The organism is Comamonas aquatilis (genome assembly GCF_965139575.1).
In the GTDB taxonomy this organism is placed as follows: domain Bacteria; phylum Pseudomonadota; class Gammaproteobacteria; order Burkholderiales; family Burkholderiaceae_C; genus Comamonas; species Comamonas aquatilis.
The window spans coordinates 117,183-137,210 of sequence record NZ_CBCSIW010000005.1 but is presented as its reverse complement, the minus strand read 5'-3'; the positions used below and the strand labels follow the sequence as shown (position 1 = coordinate 137,210).

3 protein-coding genes are annotated in these 20,028 nt (G+C 65.1%); all 3 read right to left on the bottom strand.

The window, feature by feature from the left end; all coding sequences use genetic code 11:
* Positions 1-16: 16 nt before the first annotated feature.
* The 3 genes from ACNAZA_RS09080 to ACNAZA_RS09070 are packed head-to-tail and all read right to left on the bottom strand — an operon-like array spanning position 17 to position 19,535.
* A complete protein-coding gene (locus ACNAZA_RS09080; protein WP_415796235.1) occupies positions 17-1,750 on the bottom strand; it encodes a ShlB/FhaC/HecB family hemolysin secretion/activation protein in 1,734 nt (577 codons plus the stop codon).
* 47 nt (positions 1,751-1,797) lie between these two features.
* Positions 1,798-14,532: a YDG domain-containing protein gene (locus ACNAZA_RS09075; protein WP_415796233.1), complete on the bottom strand. Its 12,735-nt coding sequence runs from the start codon at positions 14,530-14,532 to the stop codon at positions 1,798-1,800.
* Complete coding sequence (locus tag ACNAZA_RS09070; protein WP_415796231.1) at positions 14,451-19,535, bottom strand: beta strand repeat-containing protein; 5,085 nt, start codon at positions 19,533-19,535, stop codon at positions 14,451-14,453. Before ACNAZA_RS09070 ends, ACNAZA_RS09075 begins: the two co-directional genes overlap by 82 nt.
* Positions 19,536-20,028 lie beyond the last annotated feature (493 nt).

Here is a 20,028-nt window from a genome sequence, read left to right as displayed (position 1 = left end):
CCAGACCTCTGCTCTATCAGAACGATTTGCTCAAAGCCAGCCAGATCCGGTACTTGCGCAGACTGCCATCCTGATCATGACCGGTCACCGTCGGGTAAGGATTGTTGCCCGCCCGGCGCGCCAGCGTCGCCGTCAGCTGAACCCCCTCTGGGCCCATGCTCGTCAGCGTCAAACCATAGCCGGACAGCGAATAACTGTTCAGCGCCGGAGCTCCCGCAAAATTCCGGTTGCGGTTGATATCGACCCGCCCCCAGTCGTAGAAGCCGGCCAGGTTGGTGTTCCAGACGCCGGATGGCGGCAACCGCCAGCGCAGCTCCAGATTGAACAAACGCCCTTCCGAGCCACCGCCCTCGTTGAGCGGATAGGCCCGCACGCCGTTGGGGCCGCCGAGGTAGAGTTTCTCGGCCGAGTCCAGGTTCTTGTTGGCCATCTGGCCGCTAAAGGCCCCGAAGAGCGACCAGCCGGCGCCCAGTTGCTGGTCGCGGCTGAAGCGGTAACGCAGCACTTTAAAACTGCCTTGCGAGTTCACCGTGGCCGCATCCAGTGCCTGCGTGGGCGAGCCATCCAGATTGAGCCGGCCAAACACCCAGAACAGGCTGGCACTGCTGACGGCCCCGGCGCCCAAGGAGTCGAACATATTGCCGTCCAGGCGCAGCAATTTGTTGCCTATGGTGTAGTCGCTGCTCACCCCGAGGACCGTGGTGTTGTAAGGGCGCTTGTGATCGTAGCCGGCGGACAAAAACAGGTTGTGGCTGCGTGCGCGCACCAGCGGGTACAGCAGCTCCATGCCGGCGCTGCGTGAGCTGCCGCGAGGCGCCAGGGCGCTGAACTCCGGCGTCCCGACCTTGTAGTGCAGGGCCGACGCATTGACTGCCAGCCGCAGCCCGTCCGAGCCCAGCGGCAGCGCAGCGGCAATCCGGCCATAGCTGAGGTGGCGGGTGAACTGCGTCGCCAGGTCAAACTGCTCGCCCCAGCCCAGTGCGCCATTCAGGCTCATACGGCCCAGCATGCGCTCTTCGCCGGTGCTGCGCGAGCCGTAGTTGTCCACCGCCAGCTCGCCGGCCAGGCGGCGCGTGGCCGTGGCTTTCAGGACCACATCGGTCTCGCCTTCGCTGCGACCGGCCACCTGGCTGCCGGCCACTTGCAGGCCAGGCAGGTCGTTGGCGATCAGCAGACCCCGTTCAAGGCTTGGCAAATGCAATTTGTCACCGCGAGACTGACGCGCCTCGACGCGGCTGATGATGGCGTTCTCACCCACCGGCAGGCTGGGGGAATCGGTGTCGGCCGAAAACGTCGCACCGCCATAGGCCGCTTCGATGATCTTGAAGGTAAACACCCCCTTCTCCACCTCCTGAGGCGGAATCAGCACCCGGGCCAGCCAGCCCGCCTCACGGTAGCGCTGGGCCAGCAGTGCGGCAGCCGTCTCCAATTCCAGCAGTCGCACCGGCCGCTGCAGGTACGCGGCAATCGTGTCTGTCAACACCTCGTTCGACAGCAACGTATTGCCCTCGAAGCGAAAGGCCGACAGCTTCAGCGTCGGGCCGGTGGCAGGCACCCGCTGCACGGTCTCCTCCGGGCTGGGCGGCGAGCTCGGCCGGGCGGCCGGCGGCAGTATGGGCCGGCGCTCCTGCTCGGTCTGGCGCAGGGCACTGCCGGCGTCCGGAATCTGCTGGGCAACGGCGGAGGAGGTGCCGGCGAGCAGATTCGCCAAGGCGATCCAGGTCAAGGCGGGCGTTCGGCGGAAAGTCATGATCACCTTTGTGATGTCTCCAAAATAGCAGGGCTCATACGGCCCTTTCAATGAAAAGATAGCTGCACCTGAGTCTGCGCCCTATGGCCGCTGGCATCGCGTGCAATCACAACCACATCCAAGGCGCTGCTGCCTTCGGGCGGCATGCCGCTGAAAACCCAGCCCTGCACGTCAAAACGCAGCCAGGAAGGCAGCGGCTGGCCATCGGCCAATCGTGCCTCGATGCTGAGCGGCTCGGCACTGTTGCTGTGCACAAAAGTGTCCTTGGGCAAAGCAAATGTGAACGGCGTGGCCGGCCGCAGACTCAGCACCTCGAAATGCGTCACGCTGATGAAATTGTCGCCCGTGCGCACCGCATCGCCGACGCTCATCAGCACAGCCACCGACTCGGCCACCAACGCGCCTTGTGCAAATCCCTCGCGCCCTGGAGCCACGTCCGAGCGGGCTTCCTGGCCCGACACCACCGTGGGAGTTTTATCCAGGCCCGGCAGCGCCGGGAGCTGCGGCGCACCGGTCAACACGTCCGTGCCACCCACGGGCTGCTCCGGCACAAAACCCGGGGGCCGCGGTGCTTCGGGCGTGAGCACCGGCGGTACGCCGACGTCCGGAGGTAGCTGCACCGGCTGGGGTGTAATGCTGGCGACCAAACCGCCGGGCTGGCTCAGCTGGTAGTTGCCGGCATCGTCTCCGCCCAGCGTCATCGCCGAGCTGACCGTTTTGCCGTTGCCCACGCTGGCCGTATCGAAGCTGCCCTGCGTCTGATTCAGCAGACGCACGTCGTCGGCCCCCAGCACACCGCCGCCGGTCAGTGTGGCGCCGCTCAATATGGCTCCCGTGTTGCCATCGAAAACCTTGTCCTGGGCCACGGTGCCGTCAACCGTCAAGATCTTGGGCGTGACCGTGACCTTACCGCTCAGCGTAGGCAGCTCGATCTGATAGTTGCCGGCATCCTCGCCCGTCAAACCACCCACGATCGTCAGGTTCTTGTCCACGCCCACATTCTTGTCCGCCGTCGTGCCGCTGGCCTGGTAGCCAAGGCTGTCGCCCGTCAGCAGGCCGCCGATGGTGACACCGCTGGTGTCGATGTTGACATGGGTCGTGCCGTCGTAGACCTTGCTCAGATCTCCGCCACTGCCGGGCACGTTGTCTATCGTGATGATCCGCGCCGTGATGTCGGCCGTGGTTGTGGCCTGCCCGCTCAGCGTGTAATTGCCGGCATCCGCTCCGCTCAGGCCGGTGTTCAAGAACACCGTCTTGTGCATGCCCGCGTTCTTGTCGCTGAATGCACCGCTAGCCGTGTAGCCCACGTTGTCGCCTTCGATGGCACCACTGAACACGGCATCGGCCAGGCCCAGTGTGGCATCCGTCGTGCGGTCATAGACCTTGTTGCTGGCCGTGATGCCGTCCAGCGTCAAGACCTTGGCCGTGACCGTGACCTTGCCGCTCAGCGTCGTAGGCACTTCGATCTGGTAATTGCCGGCATCCTCGCCCGTCAGCCCACCCACGACGGTCAGGTTCTTGTCCACGCCCACGTTCTTGTCTGCCGTCGTGCCGCTGGCCTGGTAGCCCAGCTTGTCGCCCGTCAGCAGGCCGCCGATGGTGACGCCGCTGGTGTCGATGTTGACATGGGTCGTGCCGTCGTAGACCTTGCTCAGGTCGCCGATATCGGGCTGGCCGCTCAGACTGACCATGCGCTGCTTGATGCTGGCCGTGGTGCCGGTCTGGTCGGTGATTTGGTAGTTACCCAAGTCCGCACCGCTGTAGCTATTGGCCAGTGTCACTGTCTTGCCCTGGCCCGCGTTCTTGTCGGTAAAGTTGCCAGCGCTGCTGACCAACTGCAGGTTGTCGCCGCTGATCAGACCGCCCAGCACCAAGGCGCTGGTGTCCACGCCAGCCTGGATCGTACCGTCATAGACCCGGTCCACACCGGCAATACCCGAGACCGTCAGCGCCTTGGGCGTAATGGTGCTGGTGGTGTTGTTCAGGTAGCTGACCGTGTAGTTGCCGCCGCTGTTGCCGTCGCTGACACCAAAGCCGCCTACCAGCACCGTCTTGTTGCCCGCACCGGCGTTCTTGTCGGCAAAGGCCAGACTGCCGCCCGTCAGCGCATCGCTGCCGAACAGCATGCCGCTGGCCAGCAAGGCTGTGGCACCGGACACACTGGTCATGCCGTCATAGACCTTGCTCACATTACCCACCGTCACCGTGATCGATGCTGGCGTGATATCGCCCGTGGTGCTGGCCTGGCTGGTGATGCTGTAGTTGCCCACATCATCGCCGCTGTACGTGCTGTTGAGTGTGGCCAGCTTGTCGGCGCCGGCGTTCTTGTTGGCAAAGCTGCCGGTGGCGGCTACCTGCACGAAGTCGCCTGCGATCAGGCCGGTATAGGTGGCGCCCCTGATGTCCACCGTGGCACCGGTCGTTCCGTCGTAGGTGCGGTTGGCCACGGCCAGGCCGCTCACAGTCAGCGCCTTGGGCGTGATGGCCGCCGTGGTGCTGGCCTGGTCGGTGAAAACGTAGTTGGCAATGTCGGCGCCGCTGTAGCGGCTCGACAGGGGCACGGTCTTGGCCTGGCCCACGTTCTTGTCGCCGAACAGGCCCGTGGCGATCACGGTCACGTCGTCGCCGCTGACCAGGCCGCCGATGACGGAGCCTGCGGTGTTGACCGTGGCGCCCAAGCCTGCGTCATAGACCTTGTCGACACCGGTGATGCCGCTCACCGTCACGCCCTTGGGCGTGATGGTGCTGGTGGTGTTGTCCACATAGGTGACCAGGTAGTTGCCGCCGTTGTTGCCGTCGGCCAGCGTGGCGCCAGAGACATGCACGGTCTTGTTGCCGCTGCCGGCGTTCTTGTTGCTGAAGGCAAAGCTGCCGCCGCTGAGGGTTTCGCCGGCAAACAGCTGACCGCCCACCACGGTGGCGCTGCCCGCTGCACTGGTGTTGCCGTCATAGACCTTGGAGACATTGCCGCTGGACACGCTCAGGGCTGCGGCAAAGATATCGCCCGTGGTGCTGGCTTGGCTGGTGATGCTGTAGTTGCCCACATCATCGCCGCTGTACGTGCTGTTGAGTGTGGCCAGCTTGTCGGCGCCGGCGTTCTTGTTGGCAAAGCTGCCGGTGGCGGCTACCTGCACGAAGTCGCCTGCGATCAGGCCGGTATAAGTGACGCCCCTGATGTCCACCGTGGCACCGGTCGTTCCGTCGTAGGTGCGGTTGGCCACGGCCAGGCCGCTCACAGTCAGCGCCTTGGGCGTGATGGCCGCCGTGGTGCTGGCCTGGTCAATGAAAATGTAGTTGCCCTTGTCAGCGCCGCTATAGCTGCTACTCAGCGTCACCGTTTTGCCCTGGCCCACATTCTTGTCGCCGAACAGACCCGTGGCGATCACGCCCACATCATCACCCGTGATCAAACCTCCATAGTTGGCGCCTGAGGTGTTGACCGTGGCGCCCAAGCCTGCGTCATAGACCTTGTCGACACCGGTGATGCCGCTCACCGTCACGCCCTTGGGCGTGATGGTGCTGGTGGTGTTGTCCACATAGGTGACCAGGTAGTTGCCGCCGTTGTTGCCGTCGGCCAGCGTGGCGCCAGAGACATGCACGGTCTTGTTGCCGCTGCCGGCGTTCTTGTTGCTGAAGGCAAAGCTGCCGCCGCTGAGGGTGTCGCCGGCAAACAGCTGACCGCCCACCACGGTGGCGCTGCCCGCTGCACTGGTGTTGCCGTCATAGACCTTGGAGACATTGCCGCTGGACACGCTCAGGGCTGCGGCAAAGATATCGCCCGTGGTGCTGGCCTGGCTGGTGATGCTGTAGTTGCCCACATCATCGCCGCTGTACGTGCTGTTGAGTGTGGCCAGCTTGTTGGCACCGGCGTTCTTGTTGGCAAAGCTGCCGGTGGCGGCTACCTGCACGAAGTCGCCTGCGATCAGGCCGGTATAGGTGGCGCCCCTGATGTCCACCGTGGCACCGGTCGTGCCGTCGTAGGTACGGTTGGCCACGGCCAGGCCGCTCACAGTCAGCGCCTTGGGCGTGATGGCCGCCGTGGTGCTGGCCTGGTCAATGAAAATGTAGTTGCCCTTGTCAGCGCCGCTATAGCTGCTACTCAGCGTCACCGTTTTGCCCTGGCCCACATTCTTGTCGCCGAACAGACCCGTGGCGATCACGCCCACATCATCACCCGTGATCAAACCTCCATAGTTGGCGCCTGAGGTGTTGACGGTAGCGCTCTTGCCGGCGTCATAGACCTTGTCGGCGGCCGTGATGCCGCCCACGGTGATGGTCTTGGGCGTGATGCTGCCGTTGTTGCCCGACAGGCTGCTGCCTCCGCTCAGGTAATAGTTGGCTCCGTCCGCACCATCCAGCGCCATGTCGGTCACGCTGTAGCTTAGGTTGTTACCTACGTTCTTTTGCGAGAAATTGCCACGACCGTTGACGGTAACCGTGTCCCCCCCGAACTGGCCTGAGAGATTCAACGTGACGCCATTCATGGCCGTCGTGCCGTCGTAGATCTTGCTGACGCCGCCAGCCGAGACACTCACCGCCTTGGCCTGAACAGCCAGGTTGCCGATAAAGGTCACCGCACCAGCCAGATTACCGCCGCCGATGACCGGGTTGGCATCGGCAATCGTGTAGTTACCCACCGAAACAAGCCCGCTGCTGGACAGGTTGGGGGTACGCGGACCGAGCGCAAAACTCAGCGTTCCGCCCGCACCGTCGCTGTAGCTGTAGCTGTTGCCGCTGTGGCCGGACTGCATCAACGTGCTGATCAGGTTGTTGTTGTCCATGTACTCGACCGAGGCCACGGTGTAGGTCGGGACGGTGCCGTAGGAGGTCTCCTGATTCACCGTCTTGACCAGCGCATTGTTGGCCGCCAAGATGGTGTAGTTGCCGGCTGCATAGCTGATGCTGTAATTGCCTGAGCTGACACCGCTGGCCTGCAGGGCACCGGCGTACACCCCGGCCCCCACATTGATCCCCGCGTTAGGCCGGTTCACGACCAAGCCGCTCAGATCCAGCGAGGCGGCCGTGTCGCCACCCACAAAGCCGCTGTAGTGCACGCCGTTGTAGCCTGCGATGTCGCTGCGCGTCACAAAGCGCGCATCGTCATTGGCAGTCACGGTCAACCCCGCCTTGCTGATAGTGGCATTGGCGCTGGCCTGGCTAGAGATCAGGTAGTTGCCCACGTCGGTGCCGCCGTAGCTGCTGAGCAGCGTCACGGTCTTGCCGATACCGGCATTCCTGTCTACAAACTGGCCGCTGACATCGGTGGTGACTTGGTCGCCGGCCAGCAGGCCGGTATAGTTCAGCCCGGCTGTGCTCACCAGCACGTTGGTATTGCCGTCGTAGACCTTGTCCGCCGCCGTGATGCCGTTGACCGTCAGCGCAGCCTTGTTGATCGTGCTGCCTGTGTTGTTGACATAGCTGACGGCATAGTTGCCGCCGCTGTTGCCGTCGGACACGCTCACGCCCGAGACGGTGACCATCTTGCTGCCTGCACCGGCGTTCTTGTCGGCATAAGCAAAATTTCCGCCCGTGAGCGTATCGCCACCAAACAGCTGGGTGCCGCCCACCGCCATGGCTGCGCCGCCAAACACGGCGGTCGTGCCGTCGTAGACCTTGGTGACGTCGTTGGTGCTGATCTGCAGTTGGGCCTGGCTGATGCTGGCCTGGGTGCTAGTCTGATCGACGATCAGGTAGTTGCCCTTGTCCGTTCCGCTGTAGCTATTGCTCAGCGTGACGGTCTTGCCGTTGCCGGCATGCTTGTTGCCGAACACGCCCGTGGAAGAGACGAGCTTGACATCGTCGTTCACCACCAGACCGGTGTACTGCACGCTGCCCGTGACCACATTGGCCGCTGCCGTGCCGTCATAGACCTTGTCGGCGGCCGTGATCTGGCTCACCGTCAGGGTCTTGGGCGTGATGCTGGCCGTGGTCGTGGCCTGGTTGGTGATGGTGTAGTTGCCGGCATCGGCGCCGCCATTGGTGTTGACCAGGGTGACGGTCTTGCCGTTGGCCACGTTCTTGTCGCCAAAGCTGCCGCTGCTGCTGACGGTGACCTTGTCGCCGGCCACCAGGCCGTTGAAGGTGGCGCCTGCAGTGCTGACGCTGGCGTTGGTGTTGCCGTCGTAGACCTTGTCCGCCGCCGTGATGCCGCCAATGCTCAAGGCCTTGGCCGTGATGGTGCTGTTGGTGTTGTTGACGTAGCTGACGGCATAGTTGCCGCCGCTGTTGCCGTCATTGATGGTGGCGCCCGTGACGCCCACCACCACCTTGTTGCCTATGCCCACATTCTTGCTGGTATCGGCAAACGTGCCGCCCGTGAGCGTGTCGCCACCAAACAGCTGGGTGCCGCCCACGGCCATGGCTGCGCCGCCGAACACGGCGGTCGTGCCGTCGTAGACCTTGGTGACGTCGTTGGTGCTGATCTGCAGTTGGGCCTGGCTGATGCTGGCCTGGGTGCTAGTCTGATCGACGATCAGGTAGTTGCCCTTGTCCGTTCCGCTGTAGCTATTGCTCAGCGTGACGGTCTTGCCGTTGCCGGCATGCTTGTTGCCGAACACGCCCGTGGAAGAGACGAGCTTGACATCGTCGTTCACCACCAGACCGGTGTACTGCACGCTGCCCGTGACCACATTGGCCGCTGCCGTGCCGTCATAGACCTTGTCGGCGGCCGTGATCTGGCTCACCGTCAGGGTCTTGGGCGTGATGCTGGCCGTGGTCGTGGCCTGGTTGGTGATGGTGTAGTTGCCGGCATCGGCGCCGCCATTGGTGTTGACCAGGGTGACGGTCTTGCCGTTGGCCACGTTCTTGTCGCCAAAGCTGCCGCTGCTGCTGAAGGTGACCACATCGCCGGAGACCAGACCGGTATAGGTGGCGCCGCTGGTACTGATCGTGGCATTGCGGCTGCCGTCATAGACCTTGTCGCCAGCGGTGATGCCGCCAATGCTCAAGGCCTTGGCCGTTACCGTCAGCGTGGCGCTGGAGTTGCCGGTGGCCGTATAGCCCAGGGCCGTCAACGCCGACAGGTTGGTGACGTTGATGCCATAGCTGCCCACACGCATATTGCCCGAGGTGGACAGCAGCGGGTTGGCAATGCTGAAGGTGGCGGCATCGCCGTTGACCAAAGCGTTTGCGGTGTTCAGCGTGGCCGCCGTGCCATAGACGGTGCTGATATCACCCAATGCAAAGGCCGTGTTCATGCTCTGGCGATAAATGCCGTACAGCCCCGTGCCCAGCGCCGCCGTGTAGTTGGTCGTGGCTTCGTCACTGTTGTAACGGAAACGCCCGCTACCGCGGCCAATCAGCGCAGCCAAGCTGCTGTCGGCCGTGGCGCTGCCGCTGTACAGCGTGGCACGTCCGCCGGCGCCGGTGGTGATGGCCGGGCTGCCGCTGACGATCAGATTACCACCCGTGGCCGTGCCGGCCGACGCGTTCTTGCCCGCGTTCAGCGTAATCGCATCGGAGGCGCTGCTGGTAGTGGTGACATTTTGCGCCACGGTCAGGTTACCAGCTGTGGTGGCCACATTGACCGTGCCGGTGCTGTTGATGCCGCTGCTGCCGGCAACGCTGCCAATGGTCAACGCACTGCCGTTGAGCAGCGAGAGGCTACCAATATCGCTGCCGGTGGCCAGTATTCCCACCAGATTGGGCTGGTTCAGCGTGAAGTTGCCGCTACCCAGCAGCAGCAGATTGGCCGCTTCGAGCCGGCCGGTGGACTGCGCGGCCGCGTTGCTGGCACTCAGCGTGATCGTGCCGCCCGCGGCGGTGCTGGTCAGGCTGAAACCAAGGTTGATCGTTCCAGCGTACAAGCTGATCGGGCCGGCAATGCTGTACGAGCCCGCGCCGCCGATGGTGTCGGTGTGGGCCACAGAGCCAATATCCTTACCCACCGTCAGGCCGCTCACTGTGCTGGAGAACCCGAAGCGGCTGAGCACGAAGGGGGTGGTGAAGTTGCTGCCGAACGGCTGCAACGTGACGGCGCCGCTGGTCGTAACCGCGAAGCCGTTGCTGCCGGTCACCGCGAAGTCGTTCTCGCTAATGGTGATGTTGCTGGTCGAAGCGGTGACTAGACCTCCGGCCACAGCCCCGAGGTTGAGCGTGCCAGGTGTGCCGTAGGCGGCGGTGGCCAGTGCGCCGGCTCCGCTGCCAGTGACCGTGATCGGCCCGCTGGCGGCCAGCAGGTCGGCATTGGCCAGCCGCACGTCGCTGCCGCTGGCGTCGCTGGCGTTGCCGCTGATCGAGATGGCACCGCTGCCGGTGGCGGCCAGCGTCATGCGTCCCGAGGAATTGGCCGCAGCGGAAACACCGACATTGCTGCCCGTGGCACCGCCGCTGGCAGTGCCGCTGAGGGCGATGTTGCCATTGCCGCTACGCAGCACGCTGGCGGCTGCGCCGGTTCGGTTGGCGCCCAGGTTGACGCCCACCGAGGTAGTGGTGCTTGCGCTGCTGTTGCCCACCAGCGCGATGCTGCCGCTGCTGCCGGCGTCGATGTTCAGTCCCTCGTAGGCCGAGATACCGCTGGCAAAGTTGCCGGCCGTGCTTGTGGTCTGGCCGCGCAGACTGATGTCGCCACCGCCGGATACCAGGCTCACCATTGCGTCATGGCCACTGCCAGTGTCGGTACCTAGCGTGATGGCGCCTATGTGCCCGGTCAGGTTCTGCGCAAAGCCGGCCGGCACCAGGGTGCCAGAGGCCAGAGTGGTTGAGGCGCTACCGCCACCCAGTGTGATGGCGCCGCCACCGCTGGCCGTGCTGGTGTTACCGGCCGTGCGGTCGGCGTTACCTCGCGTGTCCAGCGTGGTCTTGTCCAGCACGTAGATCCCGCCCGTCGTCACGCCGGTGGAGTTGCTCCACAGCGTGATGTCGCCAGCGTTACTCGTAATGTTGCCACCGACCTGCACGCCGTTCGTGGCCTTGAGCAGGATGTCGGCACCCGCGTTGTTCGATGCGAGCGCCGCGCTGGTGGTGATGGTGCCGCCGTAGGCGCTAATCGGCCCGGCGATGTTCACGTCGGCGTTCAGGTTCACCGTGTCGGCGTGCCCCGTGGCACCGAGGTTCCTGCCCACCGTCAGAGCAGACACGGTGCTGGCAAAGCCCATCCCGTTCAGGCTGAAGGCGGTGGAAAAGTCGTTGGCGTAGGACTGCAGCGTGACAATGCCACTGGTGTTGAAAGTCAGCCCGTCGCCCGCCGCGACCGCGAACGCGTTCTCGCTGACCACGATATTGCTGGACGAACTACCCACCAGGCTGCCGGCCTTGCTGCCCACGCTCATCTGATAGGCGCTCTGGCCGGAGGCATGGTCGGTGCGCAGGCTACCGTTGCTCCTGCCGGTGATCGTGATGGGGCCGCTGGCGGCCAACAGGTCGGTGCCGACCAGCAGGATGTCGACCGCGTTGCTCGAATTGTTGGCCGCGCCGGTGAGGCTCACGCTGCCGCTGCCCGTGGCCGCGATCGTGGTGGGCGTTGCCGATCCAGCCAGCAGGTACAGGCCGAGGCTGTTGGGCGATTGAGACCCGGTGCCGCTCAGGTCGATGTTGCCATTGTGCGTGCGCAGCACGGTGGAGGCGGAGCCGCTGCCCAGGTTCCAGCTCAGGTTCACGCCGACGGTCCGGGCGATGGTGGCCGCGCCGACGCCATCCATGGTGATGTCGCCCGTAGTGCCGCCATCGATCTGCAGCCCTTCCTGGGCGGCGATCCCGGCCGTGGAGGTGAAGAAGCTGCTGCGCGAGTTGACCGCCTTGCCGCGCAGGCTGACATCGCCGCCGCCCGACAGCAGGCGCACGTTGGCGTTGTGCGAACTGGCCGCATTGACATCCGTGCCCAGCATGATGCCGGCGCCACGGCCGGTGAAGTCCAGCGCGTAGCCGGTCGGCACCACGGTGCCGCTGGCCAGGGTGGTGGACGCGCTGCCGCCGCCCAGCGTGATGGCGCCGCCGCCGCTGGCGGTGCTGGTGTTGCCGGCGGTGCGGTCGGCCTGTGTGCGCGTATCGAACTGGGTGTTGTCCAGCACGTAGATGCCGCCGGCGGTGGCGTCGGTGGCATTGCTCCACAGCGTAATGTCGCCGGCGTTGGTCGTGATGTTGCCGCCGACCTGCACGCCGTTCGTGGCCTTGAGCAGAATGTCGGCGTTGGCCTTGTTGGACTGCAGCGCTGCGCTGGTCGTGATGTTGCCACCGTAGACACTGATCGGGCCGGCGATGTTCACGGCCGCGTTCATGTTGACCGTGTCGGTGTGGGCCGTGGCGCCGATGTCTTTGCCGACCGTCAACGAGGACACGCTGCTGGCGAAGGTCAGCGGCGAGAGGTTGAAGGCCGTGCTGAAGTTGTCGCCAAAGGACTGGATGACGGCTGCGCCGCTGGTATTGAAATTGAAGCCGACGCCGGCGGCCACCGCGAAGTTGTCGTTGGTGAGCGTAATGTTGCTGCTGAACGCGGTGACCAGGCTGCCCGCCTTGGCGCCCAAGCTGCCCTGGTAGGCCGTGCCGTTGACGTTGGTGAGGAAGATACCGCCAGCGGCGGTGCCATTGAAGGTGATCGGGCCGCTGGCAGCGAGGATGTCCGTGCCATTGAAGACGAAGTTGCGGGCCGAGCTGCCGGACGTGGTGCCGTTGCCGGTAATGCTGACGCCGCCGGTACCGGTGGCCGCCAGCGTAATGCTGCCGGCGCTCGGGTTGGCGAACATCTGCACGGCGCTGCTGATGCCGGTGCTGCCGGCGGCAGTGCCGGTGATGTTGATGTTGCCGTCGGTCGTGCGCAGCAGCGTCGCGGTACCGCCGTTGTAGTTGAGCTCGATGCCACGCACGGAGTTCGTCACGACATTAGCATTGCCGTCCAGCGTGATCGCGCCGGTGGTGCCACCGTCCATCGTCAGCCCGCCGTAGGCCATCAGGCCGTGCGCCACGCTGCCAGGGGCGGACGAAGTATTGCGCCCGCGCATGGTGATGTTGCCGCCACCGGAGTAGACCTTGATATTGCTGTTGTGCCCGGCATTGGTGTCGGTGCCCAGCACCACGCCGCCGTGCAGCGTCGTGGTCTGCGCATAGCCGGTCGGCACCACGGTACTGGAGGGCAGCGTGATGCTCGCGCTGCCGCCGCCCAGCGTGACCGTGCCGCCGCCGCTGGCCGTGGCGATGTTGCCGGCCGTGCGGTCAGCGTCGCGGCGCGTGTCCAGCGTCACGTTGTCCAGCACGTTGAGGCCGCCGGCGCTGGCGTCGGTGGCATTGCTCCAGACGGTGATGTCGCCGGCGTTCGTCGTGATGCTGCCGCCTACCGTCGTGAGGCCGGTGGACTTCAGCAGGATGTCCGCGCCGACGTTGCTGGACGAGAGCGCTGCGCTGGTCGTGATAGTGCCGGCGTAGACACTGATCGGGCCGGCGATGTTCGCCGCCGCGTTCATGTTGACCGTGTCGGTGTGGGCTGTGGCACCGATGTCCTTGCCCACCGTCAGCGCGCTGACGGTGCTGGCAAAGGTGTTCGGCGACAGGTTGAAGGCGGTCGAGAAGTTGTTCGTATAAGGCTGCAGCGTGACCGTGCCGCTGGTGTTGAACGCGAAACCGTTGTTCGCGGCCACGACGAAGCTGTCGTCGGTGACGACGATGTTGCTGCTGGAGCCCGTGACCGGCGATCCGGCTTTGCTGCCGACGTTCATCTGGTAGTTCACGCCAGACGTGTCCTGGGTGTTCAGATAGCCGCTGCCGGTGCCTGTGATGGTGATCGGCCCGCTGGCGGCCAGGATGTCGATGCCGCCCAGATTCAGATCACGCGACCCCGCGACCGAGCCGTTGCCGGTGAGGCTGATGCCGCCGGTGCCCGTGGCGACGAGGGTGGTGCGGGATGCCGTAAGGTCCCTGATCTGGATGCCATTGTTGACCGTGGTGGCGCCGCTGGCGGTACCCGTGAGGCTGATGTTGCCGTTGGCCGTGCGCAGGGTCGATGTGGCCAGGCCGGTGTCCGACAGGCCGATCTCGATGCCCTGGCCGACCGTGGTGGCGAAGCTGGTGTTGCCGACCAGGGTGATCGAGCCGCTGGTGCCAGCGTCCATCGTCAGGCCTTCGAAGGCCGCCACGCCGATGGAAAAGTCCAAGCCGTCCACGGTCATCTTGGCCGCGGTGCTCTGGCCGCTCACGCTGATGTCGCCGCCGCCCGAGTAGAGCTTGTCATTGGCGTTGTGGCCGTTGCCGGCCGTGCCGAACAACACACCGGCGCCGCCTGCTGCGCGGTTGCTGGCATATCCGATCGGCACGACCGTGCCCGAGGCCAGCGCCGCGCTGGCACTGCCGCCACCCAGCGTGATCGCGCCGCCGCCGCTGGCCGTGCTGGTGTTGCCGGCCGTGCGGTCGGCATTCCTGCGGCTGTCCAGCGTGACGTTGTCCAGCACCGAGATGCCGCCGGTCGTGGCATCGGTGCTGTTGCTCCACAGCGTGATGTCGCCAGCATTGGTGGTGATGGCGCTGCCGACCGTGACGCCGGCCGTGGCCTTGAGCAGCACGTCTGCATTTGCGGCTGTGCTGGTCAGCGCGGCGCTGGTCGTGACATTGCCGCCGTAGACCGAGATCGGGCCATTGGCCGCCAGTGCGCTGGTCAGCGAGACATCGGCGCTGTTGGTGGTATTGCCGATCGTGATGCTGCTGTGCGTGCTGCCGAAGTCGTAGGCGCTGTCCAGCGTCAGGCTTTTGCCAAAGCTGGCGGCCGGGGAGTTGATCGTCAGGTCGCCCGTGCCCTTGACGGCGACCACGCCGGCCGTGTTGGTGGCCGCGGCGTGGTAGAGCGAGCTGCCCTGCAGCACCACGTTGCCGGTGTAGACGCTTGCGCCCAGCGCACCGCGCCGACGTTGGCCGCGCCGTCGGCCGAGAACTGCAGGCCTTCGATACCGGCCGTGGCGCGGCCCGAGCCCTGCGAGCCCGACAGCGTGATGTCGCCGCTATTGGAGACGATGTTGATGCGGCCCGTGCTGGGTGCGGCCACGCTCAGCTGCAGGCCGGCCGAGGCCGTGGCCGTGCTGCTGGTGCTACTGCCGTTCAGCGAGATATTGCCGCTGTCGGTCTGCAGTGTGATCGTCTGGCTGCCGGTGGAGGCCAACTGGATGCCGTTGGCGGTACCGGTGACGCCGTTGGTGCTGGTGTCGGTGCCGGTGATGGTGATGTTGCCGCTGCCGGTGGTGGTGATTGCCGTGTTGCCGGCGATCTGCACGGCCATCAGGCTGGTGCCCGTCAGGCTGCTCACGCCGGCCAGGTCGATATTGCCACCGCCGGCATTGAGCGTGACACCTTGCAGACTCAGGCCCACGAAGTTGCCGGAAGCTGAAGGGCGCGCGAAGCGCCCCTTGATCGAGATCAGGCCGCCGCGGGTCGTGACCGTCGTGCCATTGAACAGCGCGCCAGGCGCGGACGCGACCTGGAACTGGGTGGCGTGCAGAGCGGGCACCGTGATGCCCTGGTAGCTGGTGACGCCGGAGGCACCATCGTTGCTGGCGCCGCCGCCGGCCCAGAAGAAGCCGCCGTTGGTGTCGATGCTGGCATTGCCGACCGACAGCGTGCCCCGGTTGAGGCTAGTGTTCCAGCCTGTCCAGAGGACGGTGTTGAGCTTGCCGCTGCCGCCGCTAGCGATGCTCACGCCGTCGGCGATCGACACGTTCTGGCCAGCGCGCAGCGTCAGCGTCGCACCTGGCGTGCCGGCCGTCGTGGTGATATTGCCCGAGACGTTCAGGTTGCCGGCGAACGAGGCCGTGCCGACGAACATGTTGCCGGCGGCGCTGAGGCCACTGCTGCTCGTGCTCGTGCCGTTGATGCTGGTGGCGGTGACGTTGTCCAGGAAGGGGCCGACGTTGCCGATGGTCAGCGTGTCGGCATCCAGGTAGGACAGGCTGGCCAGGCCGGTGCCGGTCAGTGTCGCAACGTTGTTGCTGCTGGTGGTGCCGTTGACGTTGGCGCTGTTCAATGCCACTGCGCCGCCCAGCAACACCAGGTTGGTGGCGGTGAGGCCTGCGCCCGAGGTGGCCTCGGTGACATTACCGGCGGCCTTCAGGAACAGGTTGGTGCCGGCCGTCAGCGTGCTGTTGATGGCCAGGTTGCCGCCGGCGCTGAGCCCGAGGTCACCGCTGCCATGGCTGATCGCGCTGTCGACCGTGAAGTTGCCGCTGGCGTTGTACTGCCAGCGCGCGCTGGCCAGCGTGGTCGCCAGCGTGCTGAAGGCGCCGCTGCCGAAGGTGGCGCCAAGGTTGGTCTGCAGCGCGCTGTTGGTGGTGTCTGCGGTGGTTGCCAGCAACAGACCTGACTTGAGGTCAAAGCCCGTGACATTGCCGCCGGTAAACGTAGGCATATCGGTATAGGTCAGACCGCTGATATTGCCCGCGCCACTGAGCTTGAGCGTACCGCCCAGATGGCTGCCGGCACCGATGGTTCCAGCACCGACAAAGGCTGTGTAGGCGCCGGTCATGGCATCGGCCGTGATGCCGCTGGCCAGCACGCCGCCACCGAAGTAGATGTCGATCAACGAGGAGCCGGCGGCCGCACCGCCCGCCGTGTAGGCCGTGCCACTGATGGTCTGGGCGCCCGCAGGCACGTAACCGGCCAGCGCGAAATAGGGATTGAGTCCGTAGCCGGCGCGCCAGGGGTTGCTGTTGGCCGTGTTGCCGCTGTTGAAGCCAGTCGGCATGGTACCGTCGCGCAACTGCGCCGTGGTGCGCGCGCCGCCGCCGCTGACGGTGCCCGGCGTGTTGCCGTAGCCGTTGGAACCAGCCTTGGTGGAGTCCCAATAGACATTGGTCAGTGTGACCTGGTTGTTGCCCTGGCCGACGGAGGCGCCAACGCTGTTCACGACGTACGCCGGCGTCGTGCCGGACGAGTACGCGTTGGTGATCGAGGTGGCGCCGCTGGCGTAGCCCAACAGGCCACCGATGGCGGTCAGCGAGCTGCCCGCAGTGGCGTTGCCGCTGACATTACCGTTCGCATACACGTCCTTCCAGACGTTGCCCGAGCGGGCGGCACCGACGAAGCCGCCGTAGTAGGCGTAGGCCGAGACATTGCCGGTGGAGAACGAGGTGTTGATCGTCGTGGCCCCTGCATCACCGATGAAGCCGCCGATGTTTTGGGCGCTTACGCCCGTGCCGGTCACATTGCCGGTGGCGTAGGAGCGATTGACCGTCAGCGTACCGTTGTTGGTGACGCCGATCAGGCCACCGGCACCGCTGTTATTGGTTGTGACATTGCCGGTGGCGTAGGTGTCCGCAAAATCGGTGAAACCCGAGGCATTGCCGACCAGGCCGCCGGTGCCGGTGTTGGTACTGTTGACGGAGCCGGTGGCGTAAGAATTGCTGATGAGATTGTGGCTGGCCGAGGTGCCGCCCTGGATCAACCCGATCAGGCCGCCGGTGTACTCGCGCGGGCTGCTGACGTTGCCGGTTGCATAGCTGTTGCGCACCGTGGTGCCCAGCACGCTGCCGGCACCGGGGTTGATCGAGCCGATCAGGCCGCCGGTGGAGAACAGGCTGGTGCTGGTGACATTGCCGGTGGCATAGCTGTCGGTGACCAAGGCACCGGCACTGGCGGTCGTCACGATAGAGCCGATCAGCCCGCCCAGGCTCTGGCCGGGGGCGTTGATCGTGGCGCTGGACCAGCTGTTGGCCACGGTGCCTGTATTCATCAGCCCGACCAGTCCGCCGACGAATCCCGTCGCGTTGGCCATCGCGATCGTGCCGGTCGTGTAGTCGTTCTTGAGCGTGCCGCCGTTGTTGGCGCCGGCCAGCAAGCCCGTACCGCTGTTGTTGGCGAAGGTGTTGGTGGTCAGTACCGCGCCGACGACACCAAAGTCCCGGATCGTACCGTTGTTGGTGCCGAACAAGGCGTAGCCGCCCGGCCCGTTGGTGTTAGTGCCAGTGTTGTGGGTGACCGTGTAGCCCGACAGCGTGTTGCCCAGGCCGGTGAAGGTGCCTACCTTGGTGCTGCTGTTGCCGAAGCTGCCGATCATCGAGGCCGCGCCGGGCGTGGCCGCCGTGTAGCTGCCCGAGGTGGTCAGCGCATTGGCCAGCGCGTAATTTCCCGACTGGCCATTGAGAGCCGCGAGCTGGGCCTGGGTGTAGACCAGCGAATACGAAACAGGCGCACCAGTCCCCCCAGTGCCGATCTGCAGCGCTGCGCTGCCCGCCACCGAACCAAAAGTCAGACGGCCTGCAAAGCCACCCGCGCCCAGGCCAAAGCTGTAGTCGCCCACCGCGCTGGTACTGGTGCCGTTCCCGGCGGTGTCGCCGGTGATGATGGTGACCTTGCCGTTGTTGCCGGCGGAGATTGCGGCGTTGATATTGACGTTGCGGTAGGCGTCCAGCGTCAACCGGTTGCCACTGCTCCAGCCTATGGCCGAGTTGACCGTGATGTCGCCGTTGCCATTGGCGTTCTGCACGCCCGGCCCGCTGGCGCCGCTGGCCGTGGTCAGCAGCGTGACGTTGCTGGTACCCAGGTTGGTGCTGATGGTGGAAGCGGCGCTGGCGTCCACCGTGAGGTCATAGGGGTCCAGCAGCCATTCGCCGGTCTGGCCTGCCGTTCCCGTTGCCGCCGAGGTGTCCACGCGGATGTCGTCTATCTTCAAGCTGGCGCCCGAGGTCTCTACAAAGCCTCCGTTGCCGCCCTGCGCGCCGCCGCGCGCGGCGATCGTGCCCTGCACCGTGGTCTTGGCGCTGGCGTCGTGGACATTGCTCCACAACACCACCGTGCCGCCGTCGCCCTGCTGTGTGGCGCTGGCGTCGATGCTGGCACCCGCGGCCATAGTCACCGTAGTGGCCTGGTACATGTCGCCCGCGCCCTTGGGCTGCCCGCCCACCAGCACCTGGCCACCGCCCGTGGCGCCCGTGGCCTCGATGCGGCTGCCGGCGGCCAGGGTGATGTCCTTGGCTTCGATAAAGACCCGCCCGCCCTTTTCGACAATGCTGGAGGCATTAAGCTCGCCGCTATGGATGACGCTGGCCAGCAGGCCATCGGCCGCACGCGCGGCCAAGATGATCTGGCCGCCTTCGGCCAGCACGGCATGGCGGTTCTCCACCAGCGCACGCACCTGACTGGGGGTGACCGTGATGTCCAGCAGGCCGCTGGTGGCACCAAAGTGCAGCGTGATGGCCTCGCCCGAGGCCATGGCCACGGTGCCGGCCTGGGCGACGAGCACGCCTTCGTTGCGTACCTCGGGGGCCAGCAAGGCGATGACGCCGCCCGGTGCCGCCTGCATGCGGCCCAGATTCAGCACCGCTCCGGTGCTGCCGTTGCGCTGGAACACATCGCGCCCGGCCATGAAGTCATCGTTGCTGATGCCCATGGTGGTCGCCACGATGCCGCCCACGTCCACATTGGCGCTGGGGGCGAAATACACACCGTTGGGATTGCTCAGGAAGACGTGGCCGTTGGCGCTGAGGCGCCCGTAAATCTGACTGGGGTTGGCATCGAGCACGCGGTTGAGCGTGACCGAGCTGGTCGAGGGCTGCTGAAAGTTGATGCTGGCCTGGCTACCCAGATTGAAGGTTTGCCAGTCGATGGCGGCCCGGTCGCTGCCTTGCTGCACCGTCATGGCCGAGCCGGCCTGGCTGATGTTGGCTTGCCCGGCCACGACCTGCCCGCCGGTGGGCAGCTGTGTCGAGGAAGGCGGAGCACCGATAGGGTTGGCCGCCTGCACCAGCAGCGACGATGTGCCGAGCACGGTCAGCAATACCGTGGAGCGCGAGGCCTTGCCACGGGCGCGTGCTGTCTCTGCAGCACAAATCCACACCTGGCGCAGTGCGCACAGACCAGACGATAGACCTTGTTCATGCAAACCGCTCCGGTTCAGGGCCGACGGAGCACTGAAGCCTCGAGCATGATCAAGCCCAGCTAGCGATAAAGCTCAGGCACAGCGCACCAAGAAACCCTGCAGCAACTACCACCGTCAGCCCGCTTGATATTTTTTGTATGTCTCTACTCATGCCGTCGAGGGCTGGCATGGAGTCATGTTACCAGTCGTTTCCAAATTCACTTTCGGAAAGACCATATTAATACCGCGTTCGGGTGATAAGAGCAAATGTCTTACAAGGTCGTAGGCTTCGGACGTTTGCCACGTACACTCAGATCCAGGGCCGGGAACGCGCTATGGTTTGGTGAGCGCCTGCCAACCGTCTACGAAAGCATATAGGTTCAGCTCAGATTTGCAGATTTGGGTTCTACGATCACCGAGTCAAGGTCGCTGATGGCGTGGCGGATGATCGAGGAGAGTTGGCCGCATCAAGGCAGGAGCCCACAGCTCGGTACAGACCACAAAGCGACATTACTTT

Bases quoted from the DNA above. Each gene is read 5' to 3' on its own strand.
- ACNAZA_RS09080 (WP_415796235.1), bottom strand. From the start codon at position 1,750: ATGACTTTCCGCCGAACGCCCGCCTTGACCTGGATCGCCTTGGCGAAT.